We start from the raw sequence: 15,519 nt of genomic DNA, 5'->3' as shown, positions 1-15,519 counted from the left end.
TTCTCTTTGCTTGTCCAAAGAGAAGTACCCAAGAGAAAAGACACCCTGTCTTGCGTCGGCGCTGCGCGCCGATGCCCTGCGCGGCTCCGGCCGAACGCGGGCCAGCCGGAAACTCGCTTCGCTCAAACATCCGGCTGGCTTTATCCGCGTTCGGCCTCCACTGCTCGGCGCTACGCCCAAGGGGATGAATACAGGCAAGCGCGCTGGCGCTCGCTCAAGGTCACGATTGTTGTAGGTTGGATTAGCGCAGCGTAATCCAACAAAGAACGCAGCCCGCGCGTCTGATTCGACCTGCGCGGTTCGTGTTGTCTGCCTTCGTTTGGGCAAGCAAACGAAAGTGGGTCGCGCCGCAGCGCGAAACCAAAGGTCCGACAAATCGGCGACTCGCAACGGCCCCACGCATCAGAACCGACGATTGCCGGATGAAAAACGCGACGCCATGCATGCTGCGGGTTCTATTGGCGTTTGACTGCGGACGCATGACTTAAGCGATCACGCATCGCCCGTATCAATAATCACCACCGGCTGCCCCGCAGCCACAGCCCCGCCTTCGGCGATGGGCAGCCGCGCGACGTGCCCGGCCTGGCGGGCCACGATCTCGACTTCCATCTTCATGGATTCGACGAGTGCGACGACCTGGCCGCCCTCGACCGCATCGCCCTCGGCGACCTGGAGTTTCCACAGGCTGCCGGACACGGGGCTGTCGACGCCGGTTTCGTTGGCGGCGAGTTCGGCGGTTTCGCTGACTTCGGGCGTGTGATCCTCGAAGGTGAATTGGCCGTTGGCCCGCCAGCGCGCCATTTCCTCCTGGAAGGCCTGCTCGCGCTGTTCCCGAAAGGCGTCGATTTCGTCGCGGACCGGATCGAGTTCGGCTTCATGCTCGGCCAGCGAAAACTTGACCGTTTCGGTCTTGAGGTCGAAACGCCCGTGTATGAATTCGCGCCGGATATCGGTGAGCTCGTCGTGGCTGACTTCATAGAAGCGCAGCTGGTCGAAGAAGCGCAGCAGCCACGGATTTTCGAAATGGCGGGTTTCGCGATAGCGATTCCACATCTGCAGCGTACGCCCGACGAACTGGTAGCCGCCGGGGCCTTCCATGCCGTACACGCACAGATAGGCCCCGCCGATCCCGACCGAGTTTTCGGCCGTCCAGGTACGCGCCGGGTTGTATTTGGTCGTCACCAGACGCTGGCGTGGATCAAGCGGGGTGGCCACCGGCGCGCCGAGATAGACATCGCCCAGGCCCATGACCAGATAGCGCGCATTGAACAGGATGTCGCGGATTTCCTGATGGGTTTCCAGGCCGTTGATGCGTTTGATGAAATCCAGGTTGCTCGGGCACCAGGGCGCATCCGGGCGCACGCTGCGCTGATATTTGTCGATGGCTTCCTGGCAGGCCGGATCGTCCCAGGACAGCGGCAGATGCACGACCCGCGATTCGATGGTCAGATCTTCCACATCGCGCAGTTCGCGCTCGGCGCCTTCCAGATGCGCGAGCAGCGTATCGAGCGCGAGTACGTTCGGATCGTAGTGGATCTGCAGCGAGCGTATGCCGGGCGTGAGTTCGGCCATGCCTTCCAGCGGATGCTCGCGCAGCCACAGCATCCAGGCATGGGCACGAAAACGCAGGGCGATCTCGAGCTGCATTTCGCCGAATTCGATCAGCAGGAATTCGTCGCCGGCCCGGCGATAGACCAGCCGCTCGCCCGCGGTTTCGGCGTCCAGTTCGCGCAATATCGGGCTATCGCGATCTTCGGCAAATGCCGGCTTCGGCGTTTCGGCCAGCGTTTCCAGCACCGTTTGCTGGCGCTCGTCGATGGCGCGCGCGGTGGCCAGAGACACCGGCACGAAGCGTACGGTATCCCCCGCCGTGAGCTGGCCGAGCTTCCAGCGCTCGGCACGGACCGTGGTGGCAGGGCAGACGAAACCACCCAGCGAGGGGCCGTCCGGGCCGAGGATGACCGGCATATCGCCAGTGAAATCGATGGTGCCGAAGGCGTAGGCGTTGTCGTGGATATTGGAGGGGTGCAGGCCGGCCTCGCCGCCGTCCTCGCGAGCCCATTCGGGCCTAGGACCGATCAGGCGCACGCCGGTGCGGTTGGAATTGAAATGCACCTCCCAGTCGGTAGCGAAGATCGTGTCGACGTCGTCTTCGGTAAAGAAATCGGGCGCACCATGCGGGCCATAGAGCACCGCGATCTGCCAGTGCCGGCCGTTTTCATTCGGGGTGCCGTATTCAGGTTGCAGCGCGGCCGGCAAGGCACGGGCCTCGATGGCATCGAGCGCGGCCAGTGGCAGCACGTCGCCGCTGCGTAACGCGCGCCCGGCATGGCCGCCGAACTGGCCGAGGGTGAAGGTCGAACGCGAGCCCAGATAGGCCGGGCAGTCGATACCGCCGCGAATAAGCAGATAGCAGCGCGCGCCGCCATCGATCTTGCCGAGCTTGAGCTCGGCGCCCGCGGCCACGTCCAGCACCTGCCAGTTGTCGACGGCTTCGCCGGCAAGCGTGGCCGCGATCGGCGCACCGGCGATCACGATCTGGGTGGCCCGGTTAAAGCGCAGGGTCGGCCCGGTGAGGGTGATTTCCAGCCCGGCCGCGTCCGGCGCGTTGTCGAGCAGGCGGTTGCCGAGCTTGAACGACCAGTCGTCGAACGGCCCCGACGGCGGCACGCCCACGTCCCAGTGGCCGGTACGGCCGGGCACGTCCTGAATGGTGGTCATCGTGCCGGCATCGAGCACTTCGATGGTCGGCGGCGCCCATTCGAGATCGGCCAGCCAGCGGGTATGGATATCCGCATCGGCAAAGCGCGTATCGCGCAGTACGTGGGCCAGCCAGGTGCGGTTGGTTTCAATACCGTAGACCGCGCTGTGTTCGAGGGTGTCGGCCAGCCGGGCGCGTGCGCTGTCGCGATCGGGCGCATGCACGATCACCTTGGCGAGCATCGGGTCGAACAGCGGCGAGATTTCCAGCCCGGCCTCGATGGAATGATCGATACGCAGATCGTCGCCCACGGGGAACTCGACTTGGGTGAGCAGCCCGGCGCTGGGGCGAAAATCCTGGTGCGGATCTTCGGCATAGAGGCGTGCCTGAATGGCATGCCCGCGGGGCGCGAGATCGGCCGTGAGCGCGTCGAGATCGCCCAGCTCGGCCGCGCCCAGGAGCACCATCCAGTCGACGATATCCACGCCGTAGACTTCTTCGGTGACGCCGTGCTCGACCTGCAGGCGCGTGTTCATCTCCAGAAAGAAGAAATCCTCGCGCGTCGCGTCGTAGATGAATTCCACCGTACCGGCGCTACGGTAATTAACGGCTTTGCCCAGGCGTACGGCCGTGTCGAGCAGGGCCGTGCGTACGGTTTCGGGCAGGGCCGGGGCCGGGCATTCCTCCAGCACTTTCTGATTGCGCCGCTGGGTGGAACAGTCGCGCTCGCCTATGGCGGCCACCTTGCCGTTGCCGTCGCCGAAGATCTGGACTTCCAGATGACGAGCCTTGGCGATATAGGCTTCCACGAACACGCCGGCATCGCCGAAGTTGCGCTGGCCCAGGCCACGTACGGAGTCGAAGGCGCGTGCCAGTTCGGCTTCGGTTTCGCATACCTGCATGCCGATACCGCCGCCGCCCGCGGTGGATTTGAGCATGACGGGATAGCCGATACGCTCGGCTTCAGACTGGGCCTGTTCGACATCGTCGAGCAGGCCGGAGCCCGGCACGAGCGGCACGTTCGCGTTCTCGGCGATCTTCCGTGCTTCGTGTTTAAGACCGAACGCATGGACCTGTTTGGCGGTGGGGCCCAGAAAGACCAGCCCTGCGGCTTCGCAGGCGGCGATGAAGTCTTCGTTTTCGGAGAGAAAACCATAGCCCGGGTGAACCGCATCGGCGCCGGTCTCGGCGGCAATGGCAAGCAGCCGGTCGCGATCGAGATAGGTGTCGGTCGCGCCGCCGCTGCCCAGGGAGAACGCCTCGTCGGCTTCCTGGACGAACAGCGCATCGCGGTCGGTTTCGGCATACACGGCGACCGATGCGACGCCGAGGGCCGTGAGGCTGCGTTGGATACGACGGGCAATCGCGCCACGGTTGGCGATCAGGACTTTGGAAAACATAGGGTCATGCCTTCAACGGCGGGTCGTCCCGCGATTAATCATCAGCGGCGCGGGTCGTCCCGACACCGTCCCTACCGGGCCCGGCCGATCAATCCCAGACCAGCACTTCCAGCGGCGTCGGGTTGAAGCCGCTGCAGGGGTTGTTGAGCTGCGGGCAGTTGGAAATGAGAACGACCACATCCATTTCGGCCACCATTTCCACGTACTTGCCGGGCCCGGAAATGCCGTCGTCGAAGTACAGCTCGCCGTTGGCGGTGACCGGCACGTTCATGAAGAAATTGATGTTGTGGGCGATGTCGCGCTTGGTAATGCCGTACTCGGGATAGTTGGCGATCGCCAGCATCCAGTTGTCGCGGCAGGAATGCATATGCCGCTTTTCCAGGTCGTAGCGCACGGTGTTGGATTCGCTCGCACAGGCGCCACCGAGGGTGTCGTGACGCCCACAGGTATCGGCGCTGATGGTCAGCATCACGTTGTTGAGGTTCGAGCGCAGTTCGCTGCCGGTGGTCAGATAGACCTTGCCCTGTTCGCGCACGGTATCCACGGCGCTATAGCGCTCGGACGGATCGTTTGCATTGAAGAACAGGGTATCGGCCGCTTCGTTGCCTTCGACGTCGATGATACGAAGCGTCTGCCCGGCTTTCACCGTGCCGATGTAATGGTCGCCGGCATCGATGAGCTGGCGAAAGACGGCGTTTTCTTCGCGTTGCTGGCTTGCGATGGTCATAAGTGCTCCTTGTCGTATCGTCGGCTTCAGGCCGCGCCGAGGTAGTACAGGCGGTTGTTCTCGAAGCCGCGGGCGTTTTCGTCGCAGTGGGTCAGGCAGACATCGTCGGCGGCCACGGGGTCGGCTTCGGCCAGCGCGATATCCACGCCGCGCTTGGGATATTCGGCCGCCGGGTCGAGCGGGTGGGGGCAGGTATGCAGGGCCACCAGCGTGTCCATCTCGAAACGCAGCGTCACCGAATCGCCGGCCTTGCAGTGGCCGGGCACGAACGACAGGTTGCCGTCGTCGTCGGCCACGACCTTGGAAAACAGATTCAGGTTGGCGGCCAGATCCCGCTTGCCCAGGCCATACTTCGCCAGCTCGATCAGAAAGCTGTCGTGGCCGGTCTGGGTGCGGTCGTTGAGCGCGGACTGAAAGCTCACCGGCTGCCAGCCCTTTTCGATGAGGTGACGCTCATGCAGATTGCCGCCGACGGCGTCGTGCCAGCCCAGATCGTCCTCGACGATGGAGGCGAATATGCGGCCCATGTCGGAATACAGGCAGTTGCCGCGGGTGAGCTTGAAGGTGTGCTGACACTTCAGGCTGTCGGGCAGGTTCAAACGCTCGAGCAGGTTTTCCGGGTTGTACATGAGCATGCCGACATTGGTATCGGCCTCGCTGGCGGTGAGGGTCATGGTGGTGCCACGGCGCAGGCGCAGGGACCAGTGCTGGCCGCCGGGCAGATGGGTGGTATAGGCGGGGTTGCTCATGCGTGCATGTCCTCCTGGATTTGCTTGGCCTGGGAAGGCGTGTCCTCGCGGTTGCGTTCCACGTCCAGGTCGTAGGTGATGGTGGCGCCGTACGCCTGCGGCGCCTGTGGGTCGTCACGCCACTTGTCGAAAACCCACACGCGCGTACCCAGCGCGAAGGCTTCTTCGATGTCGTGGGTGATCATGAAGATGGTGAGTTTCTGCTCGCGCCAGAGCTTGCCGACGAGTTCGTGCATGTCCTGGCGAATGCCGGGATCGAGCGCGCCGAACGGCTCGTCGAGCAGCAGGATGCGCGGTTTCATCATCAGCGCCTGGGCAATGGCCAGACGCTGCTGCATGCCGCCGGACAGTTCGTGCGGATACTTGTCGAGCGCATGCTGCAGGCCCACCTGGGTGAGCCGTTCCATGGCGGCTTCACGGGCTTTGCGCCGGCCGGGGCCGAACAACTTGCCGAACATCCGCGAGCGCGAGAGTTCTTCGGCAATGATGGTATTGCCCAGCACGGTGAGATGCGGAAACACCGAATAGCGTTGGAACACCACGCCCCGATCCGGGCCGGGTTCGCCCGGAATGGGCTTGTCGTCGACCAGCAGCTGGCCCTTGGTGATGGACTCGGTGCCCAGCATCATCTTCAGGAAGGTGGTCTTGCCACAGCCCGAGGCGCCGACGATGGTCACGAATTCGCCCGGCTCGACGCTGAAATTCAGCCGTTCCAGCACGACGTCGTCGCCGTAGTGTTTTTCCAGCCCTTTGGCTTCTACGAGACTCATCAGGATTTGCCCTCGTCGACGTGATACCAGGGAAACGACAGGCGCGAGATCCACAGCAGGGCCTGGTCGATGATGAACGCCAGCAGGGTGATCCACGCCACATAGGGCAGGATCACGTCCATGGACAGATAGCGGCGCACCAGAAAGATGCGATAGCCCAGGCCGTCCTGGGCGGCGATCGCTTCGGCGGCGATCAAAAACAGCCAGGCGCTGCCCAGGGCCAGCCGGGTGGCGGATATCAGCCTAGGGGTGAGCTGGGGCAGCAGCACGCGCAGCATCACCTGCCAGGAGTTGGCGCCCAGCGTCTGTGCCTTGATGCGCTGCTCTTCGGGCAGGCGCAGCGCCTCGCCGGTGAGATCGCGAATCAGAAACGGGGTGATGCCGACGATGATCAGCACCACCTTGGCCAGCTCGCCGGTACCGAACACGATGAACAGAATCGGCAGTACCGCCAGCGGTGGGATCAGCGATACCACGGTGATCAACGGCGAGAACGGCGCACGAAACAACGGCAGCCCGCCGCTCAGCAGGCCGAACACCAGGGCCGCGAAGGCGCTGATACCGACGCCGATGCCCAGGCGCTGCAGGCTCGCTGCGGTATCGGCCCATAGCGGAATGCTGCCGGTGCGCACGTTGGGTTCGGTGGCCAGACCCTGCATGGTATCGGCCATCTTGGCGGGCGAGGGCAGCAGGCGATCGTTGGGATTTTCGGCCAGCCGTGCGCTGGACGCGCTCAGATAAACAAAGGCGATCAGCAAAAACGGGAGCAGCGCGAGGGCGACGCGCGCCGGGCGGGCCGGCTTGAGGTTGATCAAGCGCTTCATGGAGTCAGTCCTTGGGTGAGGCCGGAACGGCGGCGCCCGCGTTTACGGACGCCGCGTGGGCAAAGGGCTCAGCGCGACTCGGCGTAGTCTTCGGTAAAGCTCGGGTCGAAGCGCATCATGACGTTCGACTCGTTGCCGTAGGTGCCCGCGGGCGACTCGATGCCGACGAAATCCGGCCCGGGCGCGGCTGGGCCCAACAGCCCGTGGTCGAAGCTGAACTCGGCGATACGCTGCATGGTGTCCAGCAGCTCGGCGCTGTTCATGAGCTCGGCCGCCGCGTTCGGATCGGTATAGAGATGCGTGGCTTCAAGCTGCTGCTTGTAGCCGGCCACGTCGGTGCCGGCCGCTTCGGCCATGGCGGCAAGCGCGTCTTCGTCGCCGTCGGCGACATGCTGCATCACTTCATACCAGGCACCGACCATCGCCTTGCCGAAGTCCGGGTTGTCCTCGAGCGTGCGGGTATTGACCACCAGCATGTCCAGGATCTCGCGCGGGATCTCGGCCGAGGTGTAGACCAGGCTGCTGTTGGGCATGGCATCGATAGCCTGCAGCTGCGGGTTCCAGGTCACCACGGCGTCGACATCGTCGTTGGCGTAAATGCCAACCATGTCGGCATCCGTGGTGTTGACGGTATTGATGTCGCGTTCGGACAGGCCGACCGATTCCAGCGCCCGCGCCAGGAAGTAGTGCGACACGCTGAACTGCACCAGATTGACCTGGCGGCCTTCGATGTCCTTCAGCGAATCGGCGTTCTTGAGGATGATGCCGTCGTTGCCGTCGGAATAATCGTTGACGATCAGTGCAGTGGAATCCACGCCGGAAGCCGCCGGGATGGTGAGCGTATCCATGTTGGTGATCGCACAGCCATCCATATTGCCCGAGGTGTACTGGTTCACCGACTCGATATAGTCGTTGATCTGGATCAGATCGACGGAGATGTCGTACTTGTCGGCCCATTTGTCCATGATTCCGGAGCTCTCGGCATAGCTCCAGGGCATCCAGCCGGCATAGATCGACCAGCAAACGCGGAAGTTGTCTTTCGCCTGGGCCACGCCGAGCGGCATGAAGGCACAAACGGCAATGGCAAGCGATGAAACAAGACGGGACGTACGGGGCATGGCGGTCTCCAACTTCGGCGAATGACACGGGGGTACCGGACGCAGAGAAACTGCTGGGTGACCTCCCGGGCTTTTATCCCGCCGTGTAACCTGCCCCGATCGCGTGGTCGGTGTTGCAGGTCGACTGCTCTCGGACCAGTCATCGACGCGTGTTTGTTGCGTCGACCGGAACCCTAGCCGTCTATTGGAAACTGATTGTGGGGCAGCCAATGCTGCCGATACCCGATTAACTCGTTGCCAACACCAATGCAGGAACCTTGCCAGGTCGGCCGCGGCTAGCGTAATCAGGGGGTTGGAGGGGAGCGGCGCGTGTCGTAGAAATCAGCGTGGCGGATTGTCACGGTTTGCACCAGAACGGGGCGCAATAAAAGCGCGTCAGTCCCTGGAACGTTCGACGCGCAGGTGCTGTGCGCGCATATGGCGGGCCAGATCGACCAGTTCGCCGAGATGGTCGACCACGGCATCCGGCCGGTGCGGGTGGCGCACGGTGCCGGGGAAAATCTTGTCGATCCATTCCTGATCCCAGCCGGCGCCGTTATAGAACACGGCGGTCACACCGGCGCGTTTGGCGGCGATGACGTCGGTGGTGGAATCGCCCACGTACCAGACGTGCTCGCCGGCGTCTCGGCCGAGCTGGTCAAGAGCCTTGAGCAGCAGATCGGGGTGCGGCTTGCGGTGCGGCACGTCGTTGCCGCAGGTCATGGCATCGAACAGATCGGCCCAGCCGCTGCCATCCACGATCGCCAGTTCGTGGTTCATGAACTCGCGGTTACGGTTGGAGATCAGCCCCAGGGTGATATCCAGGTCGCGAAGCGCCTGCAGGTTGGCACGCGTATCGCGCTCCAGCGGCGTGACTTCGCCCACGTACTTGCGATACGACTCGTCGAAGGCACCGTGGGCGCGCTGCTTGGCGTCCGGATTGTCGCCGAACAGCACCTCGAATATGTCGGTTCGAGAGATCTTGCGTTCCGCGACGATCCGCGGATGCAGCGCGCGATTATCGCGCACGTACTTCACCAGCTTGGCGTCCTCGATGGTCTTCGATTGATCCGGGGCGAGCAGGTGTTCGAGCAGGCCCAGTTCATCCAGACGCGGCAGCACATCGTCGACCGCGTGATACATGGCGTCGTGGGTATCCACGAGCGTCGCATGCCAGTCGATCAGGATCACGCAGGGGTCGCCGGTGGGTAGCTGCAGGATGCTCATGCATGCACCGCCCAAGGGGGCGGGCCGCTCAGGCCATGCATTGGGCGGCCCTGGCGGTCAGCGCGGATACCGTGAAATGGATTCAAGCCGCGTCGGCCTGCTGTTTTTCGCGAATGAACGCTTCAACCAGGTCGAGCAGAATGCGCGCGCTTTCGGTCTGGTACGCGTCGATTTCATCCTTGTCGCGGGACTGGCCGGTGAGCTCCTGTTCCTGCGGGTCCTCGCCTTCTTCGCTCTTCTCGAACGCGGCGTAGTCTTCGAAGGGTTCTTCGCCGGTCGCTTTGCGGTGGGTATTGGCGAGCTGCAGGCTCTGCTGTTTAAGCGCTTTCTGCTCCGCGCGACGCTCTTCGAGGTTGAGCGACACGCGGGTCTTTTCGCTCTGCTGGCGGGCCAGGCGGATACGGTCGACGCGGTACTCGTAGTCCGGGTCTTTATTCACGCGCATCTTATGGCCGCGTTCCAGGGTGTCGAGCAGCTGCACGATCTCGTCCGAATACGGGTAGGTGGTCGGCTTGATGCGATCCCAGGGCAGGGCGTTGGGCAGCGCGCTTTCGCCGATCTTGCTGGGGTCGATGGCGGCCGGGAAAGTCAGATCCGGGGTCACGCCACGATCCTGGGTGGATTCACCGGTCACCCGATAGAACTTGGCCTGGGTCAGCTTGATCTGACCTTCCGAGAGCGGCATCAGCGTCTGTACCGTGCCCTTGCCGAAGGTCTGACCGCCCAGCACGATCGCGCGGCCGTAGTCCTGCAGCGCGCCGGCCACGATCTCGGAGGCCGACGCGGACAGGCGATTGACCATCACCGCCAGCGGCCCATCGTAAATCGGGCCGTCGTTGCGATCGCCCAGCACCTGTACGTTGCCGTCGGCATCGCGAATCTGCACCACGGGCACCGAATTCATGAACAGGCCGGTCAGCTTCATGGCCTCGCCGAGCGCGCCGCCGCCGTTGTTACGCAGGTCGAGCACGATGCCGGCAAGGTCTTTGTTCTTCTTGAGCTCGACCACCAGGTTCTTCACGTCCTTGGCGGTGCCGTTGTAGAAAGAGGGCAGAGTAATCAGCCCCACGTCCACGGTCTGGCCGCCGCGTTCGAGCTGGATGATCTGCTTGCGGGCGGCCTGATCCTTGAGCTCGATCTTGTCGCGTACCAGCGTCACCGTCTTGGTCTGGCTGCCGTCCTGCGACGAGATCTGCAGGCGCACGGTGCTGCCTTTTTCGCCGCGGATGAGCTGCACCGTTTCGTCCAGGCGCATGCCCACCACGTCGGTGAACTCGCCGTCTTCGCCCTGGCCCACGGCGATGATCTGGTCGGTGGGCTTGAGCTTGCCGGATTTCGCCGCCGGCCCGCCCGGGATCAGGCGTACCAGCTCGGCATAGCCGTTCTTGGAGCGCAGCTCGGCACCGATGCCCTGCAGCTGAAGATTCATGTCGATATTGAAATCTTCCGAGCGCCGCGGCGAGAAATAGTCGGTGTGCGGGTCGTAGCTGTGCGTATAAGCGTCCATATAGGCCGAGAACGCATCCATCGGCTCGGTCTGGCGCAGCTGCTTGAGTTCGTTGGAGTAACGCTGGGTCAGGCGTTTTTCCACTTCGGCTTCGTCGAGATCGTTGAGCTTGAGGTTGATCAGCTGGTTCTCGAGCTGTTGGGTCCAAAGCGCTTCGCGCGCGGCTGCGTCGGCCGGCCAGGGGGCGTTCTCGCGGTCGATATCGAAGCTCTCGTCATCGCTGATGTCGAAGCTGTCGATGCCCTGGGAAATACGCTCCAGGGCCCACTGGTCGATCTGAATACGCCGCTTTTGATATGTGTTGTAGATATCGAAGGCTGCGCGTGTCTGGCCTTGCTTGAGCTCGTCGTCGAGCGCGTGCTCGTACTTGTCGCGCAGCCGATCGATATCCGATTGCAGGAATACGCCGCGGGTGCCGTCGAGCTCGTCGAGATAGGCGTTGAAGAACTTCTCGGAAAATTCGTCGTTGAGTTCGACCTTGTTGTAATGGTTCTGCTGCAGCTGCTTGACGATTTCGCGGTCGATCTTGGCCTGGTTATCGTCGGGTACCAGAGGCGAATAGCCTTCGGCGGTGCCGCCACCGGCGTCGGGTACCGGCTCCGGATCCGCGGGCGAATCGGCCGCGCAGCCGCTCTGCGCGAACACGAACAAGGCAATTAGAATCAGGAGGGCAAGCTTGCGCATGAAGGAACTCATTGATTGGCCGAAGCCGGGACCATGATCCGCCGCCTCGGCGCCCGAGGCGACCACCGAAGCGGCCGCAGGCTTAAACAGTTATCGCCATTGTCCCTATTATGGCGTATCACGTTCACGATACACGAATTATTCTCGACGACCGGCACCAAGTACGGGACGCGCGGGCCGTCATGACGTCAGCATCGGTGCCTGCCGAACAGATGATTTACGATCGCAAATCGTTTTTGTGGCGTGGATGACCGCTTCGCCCGTGAATAACGGGGTTCGTTCACGTAAACACACGGCAATAACCGATATTTCACCGTTCGAATCATGCCCGTGGGCATGGGTGGGGCGCAATGCCCGTATGCGTTCGGATCGGCGTGGCCCACGCCGAGGGCCCGATCAACCCCAGACCAGGCGCAGTGCCGGCAACAACAGAATGAGAGCCAGCGCTCGTGCAAAGGTCTTTTGGTTGATTCGGTAGTGCAGCCGGTTGCCGACCAATAGGCCCAGTGCGATGCCCGGCACTGTGAACAGCGCCATGAGCGCCAGCTCGCCGGTGAGCAGGCCGAGATGGTAGTAAACGATGTTCTGGGTGATGGTGCCGCAGAAAAACGCGAGCGTAAGCACCGAACGCGCGATCTGCTTGGGATAGCGCAGGCTCACGTAGATCAAAAGCGGGATCGGCGAGACGCCCACCGCCCCCACGACCACGCCGGCCGCCGCGCCGCTGCCGAACAGAAAGCCGCCTTCGCGAACCGAGCGCGGCGGTGCCTGTTCGGGCGTCGGCGTGCGCCAGAGCATGAGGCCGACGTATACCAGTATTGCCATGCCCAGCCCGCGGCGCAGCAGCTCGGCCGGCAGAATCGCCAGCAGCTGGCCACCCACGACAATGCCCAGGGACAGGCCGAGCGCGGCCACCGGGCCGCGGTGCCAGTCCATTTCGTGGCGGGTCAGCCACAGGAGCATCAGGTTGGGCACGAGTACCAGCATGGCCACGGTCGCGACCACATCGCGAAATGGAAACAGCATCACCAGCAGCGAGGCGGTGAGCGTGCCCGAGCCAAAGCCGGTCATGCCCTGGGCACAGGCACCGGCGAACGCAGCGAGGTTGAATAACAGAATCTGCACGGTCTTCCCGGTCGGCTGCCGGCAACGCCGGCCGTGATCTGCGCCACCAGCGGGCGCGGCGCGTGGCAGGGTATACGTTTGCCGCGCGTGCGTCGTCCCCGACCTGTCATATTCACGTTGCCTGCCGGGCGCGCAGGGCACGCTTGGCACAAAACGCTGTTCGATGGTCAGCGTAGCCGTGCTGCGACCGTCTAGAATACGACGGTTGAATTTCCGCCGGGATCTTCGGATTGCGTTGGCACCGTCTCCAATACCTGCTGGCCTTCGAGCGCTTTGCCGATGCGCTGCGCGTGTTCGCTGCGCTGGCCGGCGTCATGCTCTATGCCGGGCTGGGCGATAACGTTCGCGAGCTGATTCCGCTCATGCTTGGCGTGATCGCGGCCGCGATCGCGGAAACCGACGACAGCTGGCGACGGCGCGCGACGGCCCTGGCGGTGACGTTGCTGTGCTTTGCGCTGGCCGCGCTGCTGGTCCAGCTGCTGTTCGAGCGTACCGTGGTGTTCGGCGTCGCCCTTGCGCTGGGCCCGTTCGTGCTTGTGATGATGGGGGCCGCCAGCCCGCGCTATGCAACCATCAGCAATGCCACGCTGCTGCTGGCGGTGTACGGCATGATCGGGCGCGATCAGCATCCCGTGACCGATGCCTTCTGGTATCAGCCGGCGCTGTTGGTGGCCGGTGCCGGCTGGTACGGGCTGCTGTCGCTGGCATGGAACGCGGTGTTCGTGCATCGGCCGGTACGCCATGCGCTGGCAAGGCTCTACGACGCGCTCGGCGATTATCTGGACTGCAAGGCACGCCTGTTCGAGCCCAGCCGCGGCGTGGATATCGTGGCCTGTCGCAATGCGCTGGCCCATGCCAACGCGGCCGTGGTGGCCGCGCTCAACGAGGCCCGGCTTGCACTCATCGACCGGCTCGACGGCCGCCGCTCGCGCTCGGCCATGAACGAAAACCTGCGCCTGTACCTGGCCGCCCAGGATATTCACGAACGCGCGGCCTCATCGCATCATCCCTATTCAAGGTTGACCCACGCCTTCTTTCACAGCGACCTGATGTTTCGCGCACAGCGGCTGGTCACGGCCGTGGCCGGGGCCTGTCGCCAGCGTGCCGCCGGGCTGCGCTATCAGAACAGCCTTGGGTTTACGGCGGTGAATACGGCGCGCCACGAATTCGATGCGGCGCTTGCCTATCAGCGCGAGCGTGAAAACGCGCCCGGGCGCGAGCTGCTGACCGTGGTTGAGGAACTGGCCGACAATCTCGATTCCCTGGCCGAGCGTGTCGCAACCGCCAAGGCCCCGGCCGAGCAGGTCGACGAAGGACGTCTGCAGAATCCGGCCCCGGCCAGTTTCGGCGAGGGACTACGCCGCGCGGCGGTTGAGCTCACGCCGGCCTCGGCGCGTTTTCGCCACGGCCTGCGACTGGGGCTGGCGATGCTGGTGGGTTATGCGGTGCTCAAGATCGTGCACCCGGAGCAGGGCTACTGGATTCTGTTGACCGTGATGCTGGTGTGCCAGCCCGACTATGGCGCGACTCGAAAGCGCGCGATCCAGCGGGTGGGCGGCACGGCGCTTGGCCTGATCGTGGGCTGGGCTCTGCTCAAGCTGTTTCCGGGAAGCGAAATCCAGCTGCTGCTTACAGTCGCAGCGGGGGTTACGTTTTTCGCCACCCGGTTTCGACGTTATGTCGTGGCTGCGGCGGCCATCAGCGTGCTCGTGCTGCTCGCGTTCAACCAGGTCGGCAACGGCTTCGACCTGATCGTGCCGCGTCTGCTGGATACCCTTATCGGCGGCGCGATCGCATTTGCCGCCATGCGGCTGGTGCTGCCGGATTGGCGTTCGCGCGAACTGCACCAGCGGCTGGCCGATGCACTGTCTGCCAACGGCCGCTATCTGCGCGCGATCTTCGTTCAGTATCGCCATGGCAAACGCGACGATCTCGACTATCGCATCGCCCGTCGGGATGCGCATAACGCGGATGCATCCGTAAGCACGCACGTGTCGTCCGCGCTCAAGGATCCGCACGGCGCGCGTGCCGACAGCAAACAGGCGTTGGCCGTGCTGGCCAGTGCGCAGACGCTGATCGCGCATCTGTCCACGCTGGGCGCACACCGCCAGGTGCTGTCAGCCCATGCCGGCAATACGCTGCTCGAACAGGTGGCCTCCTATATCGCCGATACGCTGCAAGAAGCCGGGCATGCTCTTGTGCGCGGGGAACCCATGCCCGTGGACAGCGAATACGAGCAAAGCCTGCGCGAAGCGCTCATGGCCATGCCGCTGGGCGAAAGCGAGCCCCAGCGCCTGATCCGCGGCCAGCTCGCCCAGCTGCTCGACGAACTGCCGCGGCTGCGGCGCGTGGGGCAGGCGCTGGTGCGTTATTAACCCGGCCCTGGAACAGATGATTCAATAGCTGATTTTCGGCCTGATAACGCCCGCCTGCGAAAGCAGGCGCGCCACGGCAAACGCTCGTGAGGCCAGGACGAGGACCGACTACAGGTGTCGGCGGTTATTGTTCCGCCACGTTGAAAAGGCTGCCGCAGGCAGCCGTCTTGATGCCGGATCAGGAAACCTCTGATCTATTCATCCACGGTCGCGTTTGAGTTCCAAAAGGCTGCGATACAAGGCGCATGGCGCCGCGTCATAGCCAATGTATGACCCAACCATGCAACGCCGTAGCGCGGCCTTTTGGGCCAAACCGCTTAGCGGCCGGGCTTT

10 protein-coding genes and 1 riboswitch are annotated in these 15,519 nt (G+C 63.6%); of the genes, 1 reads left to right on the top strand and 9 read right to left on the bottom strand.

The annotated features are described in order from the left end of the window. Nucleotides 1–492: 492 nt before the first annotated feature. From uca to ABNU97_RS14320, 9 genes are all read right to left on the bottom strand, one after another. Nucleotides 493–4,101, bottom strand: a complete 3,609-nt coding sequence (gene uca / locus ABNU97_RS14360) for an urea carboxylase (RefSeq protein ID WP_348767375.1) — start codon at nucleotides 4,099–4,101, stop codon at nucleotides 493–495. A gap of 88 nt (nucleotides 4,102–4,189) precedes the next feature. Beyond that, nucleotides 4,190–4,828, bottom strand: a complete 639-nt coding sequence (locus ABNU97_RS14355; RefSeq protein ID WP_348767374.1) for an urea amidolyase associated protein UAAP2 — start codon at nucleotides 4,826–4,828, stop codon at nucleotides 4,190–4,192. 26 nt (nucleotides 4,829–4,854) lie between these two features. After that, nucleotides 4,855–5,577, bottom strand: a complete 723-nt coding sequence (locus ABNU97_RS14350) for an urea amidolyase associated protein UAAP1 (RefSeq protein ID WP_348767373.1) — start codon at nucleotides 5,575–5,577, stop codon at nucleotides 4,855–4,857. Beyond that, nucleotides 5,574–6,347, bottom strand: a complete 774-nt coding sequence (locus ABNU97_RS14345; RefSeq protein WP_348767372.1) for an ABC transporter ATP-binding protein — start codon at nucleotides 6,345–6,347, stop codon at nucleotides 5,574–5,576. The genes ABNU97_RS14350 and ABNU97_RS14345 overlap by 4 nt, the downstream gene beginning before the upstream one ends. Continuing rightward, nucleotides 6,347–7,171, bottom strand: a complete 825-nt coding sequence (locus ABNU97_RS14340) for an ABC transporter permease subunit (protein ID WP_348767371.1) — start codon at nucleotides 7,169–7,171, stop codon at nucleotides 6,347–6,349. Before ABNU97_RS14340 ends, ABNU97_RS14345 begins: the two co-directional genes overlap by 1 nt. A gap of 68 nt (nucleotides 7,172–7,239) precedes the next feature. After that, nucleotides 7,240–8,289: a putative urea ABC transporter substrate-binding protein gene (locus tag ABNU97_RS14335; RefSeq protein ID WP_348767370.1), complete on the bottom strand. Its 1,050-nt coding sequence runs from the start codon at nucleotides 8,287–8,289 to the stop codon at nucleotides 7,240–7,242. Between the two features lie 60 nt (nucleotides 8,290–8,349). Next, nucleotides 8,350–8,477, bottom strand: a riboswitch (guanidine-I (ykkC/yxkD leader). Nucleotides 8,478–8,664: 187 nt separating this feature from the next. Then, a complete protein-coding gene (locus tag ABNU97_RS14330; protein ID WP_348767369.1) occupies nucleotides 8,665–9,495 on the bottom strand; it encodes an HAD-IA family hydrolase in 831 nt (276 codons plus the stop codon). 82 nt (nucleotides 9,496–9,577) lie between these two features. After that, the gene (locus ABNU97_RS14325; protein ID WP_348767368.1) at nucleotides 9,578–11,686 is read right to left on the bottom strand and encodes a carboxy terminal-processing peptidase; all 2,109 of its coding nucleotides are present in this window, start codon (nucleotides 11,684–11,686) and stop codon (nucleotides 9,578–9,580) included. A gap of 396 nt (nucleotides 11,687–12,082) precedes the next feature. After that, entirely contained in the window at nucleotides 12,083–12,811 is a 729-nt protein-coding gene (locus tag ABNU97_RS14320; protein WP_348767367.1) for a sulfite exporter TauE/SafE family protein, read from the bottom strand. A 230-nt stretch (nucleotides 12,812–13,041) separates the two neighbouring features. Here ABNU97_RS14320 and yccS point away from each other — a divergent pair, with 230 nt between their 5' ends. Then, a complete protein-coding gene (gene yccS, locus ABNU97_RS14315) occupies nucleotides 13,042–15,186 on the top strand; it encodes a YccS family putative transporter (RefSeq protein WP_348767366.1) in 2,145 nt (714 codons plus the stop codon). The last annotated feature ends 333 nt before the right edge of the window (nucleotides 15,187–15,519 follow it).

It is taken from the genome of uncultured Salinisphaera sp. (assembly GCF_964012375.1).
Lineage (GTDB): Bacteria > Pseudomonadota > Gammaproteobacteria > Nevskiales > Salinisphaeraceae > Salinisphaera.
This window is presented reverse-complemented; position numbering and strand designations above follow the sequence as displayed.

Bases quoted from the DNA above. Each gene is read 5' to 3' on its own strand.
- ABNU97_RS14340 (WP_348767371.1), bottom strand. From the start codon at position 7,171: ATGAAGCGCTTGATCAACCTCAAGCCGGCCCGCCCGGCGCGCGTCGCC.
- ABNU97_RS14345 (WP_348767372.1), bottom strand. From the start codon at position 6,347: ATGAGTCTCGTAGAAGCCAAAGGGCTGGAAAAACACTACGGCGACGAC.
- ABNU97_RS14330 (WP_348767369.1), bottom strand. From the start codon at position 9,495: ATGAGCATCCTGCAGCTACCCACCGGCGACCCCTGCGTGATCCTGATC.
- ABNU97_RS14325 (WP_348767368.1), bottom strand. From the start codon at position 11,686: ATGCGCAAGCTTGCCCTCCTGATTCTAATTGCCTTGTTCGTGTTCGCG.
- uca (WP_348767375.1), bottom strand. From the start codon at position 4,101: ATGTTTTCCAAAGTCCTGATCGCCAACCGTGGCGCGATTGCCCGTCGT.
- ABNU97_RS14350 (WP_348767373.1), bottom strand. From the start codon at position 5,577: ATGAGCAACCCCGCCTATACCACCCATCTGCCCGGCGGCCAGCACTGG.
- ABNU97_RS14355 (WP_348767374.1), bottom strand. From the start codon at position 4,828: ATGACCATCGCAAGCCAGCAACGCGAAGAAAACGCCGTCTTTCGCCAG.
- ABNU97_RS14335 (WP_348767370.1), bottom strand. From the start codon at position 8,289: ATGCCCCGTACGTCCCGTCTTGTTTCATCGCTTGCCATTGCCGTTTGT.